This window comes from Mesorhizobium sp. P5_C1 (assembly GCF_054049815.1).
The window spans coordinates 1-904 of the sequence record NZ_JBFULQ010001152.1; the positions used below are offsets into that span (position 1 = coordinate 1).

At 56.5% G+C, this 904-nt stretch carries 1 protein-coding gene; it reads right to left on the reverse strand.

Annotation, left to right across the window (positions count from 1 at the left end):
- Window positions 1–111 precede the first annotated feature (111 nt).
- Window positions 112–904: AI-2E family transporter (locus tag ACXJ7R_RS34530; RefSeq protein ID WP_457155705.1), on the reverse strand; the 793-nt coding region annotated here is incomplete at its 5' end.

A 904-nucleotide genomic window follows, 5' to 3' on the forward strand; every position in this document is an offset into this window, starting at 1 on the left:
GGTCGCTGAAGTCGCAGAACATAATCTATGGAACGGCAATCGTGGTTCAAGCTCAAGCTCTGTCTTCGCGCACGGCATGCTTGCGTCACCAAATCGCCAGCTGCTGTAACCCTAGATCAGCCCGTGCATCGTCAGTTCAGCCTTCAGATAGGCATAATAGATCGGCGCAGCGACAAGACCCGGCATACCGAACCATGCCTCCATGAAAACCATCGCCAGAAGAAGCTCCCAGGCACGCGCATTGATCCGCGAACCGATAATCTTGGCGTTTGCGAAGTATTCGAGCTTGTGAATGACGACGAGAAAGGCAAGCGAGCCTAGCGCTGCAAGGAAGGAGATGCTGAGGCTGACAACCACGATCACCGTATTGGAGATCAGATTGCCGATGACCGGCAGAAGGCCGGCGACGAATGTCAGCGCTATCATCGTCCTGATGAATGGCAGATCGATGCCGAAGGACGGCAGAACAGCGACGAGATAGATCGAAGTTAGAAACGTATTCAACGCCGAAATCCGGATTTGCGAGAACACGATGTTGCGAAAGGCCTTGCTCAGTAAGTTGACACGATCCGCCAGCGCGTCCGCCAATGGGCCGCGCTCGCCCGATGGCGCCGCCGAGCTTACCGCGATCAAGCCGCCGATCACCATGCCGACGATAATGTGGACCACCAGGACGCCGAAATCCCGACCGACGAGTTGAAGCTGGCCGGCATGCTCGCGGAGCCATCGGGCAGCGAAGACTTCCAGTTCCTCGATGTTCGACGGAAAATAGTCCATCGCCCAAGTTGGGAGATGGACGCGCGCGGTATCGATAATCTCGGCCATCTTCTTGAGGAGTGTCACGACGTTCTCCGAACCGCCAGTCAATTGCGACACGCCGCTAAAGATCGCAGCGGCTATCAGG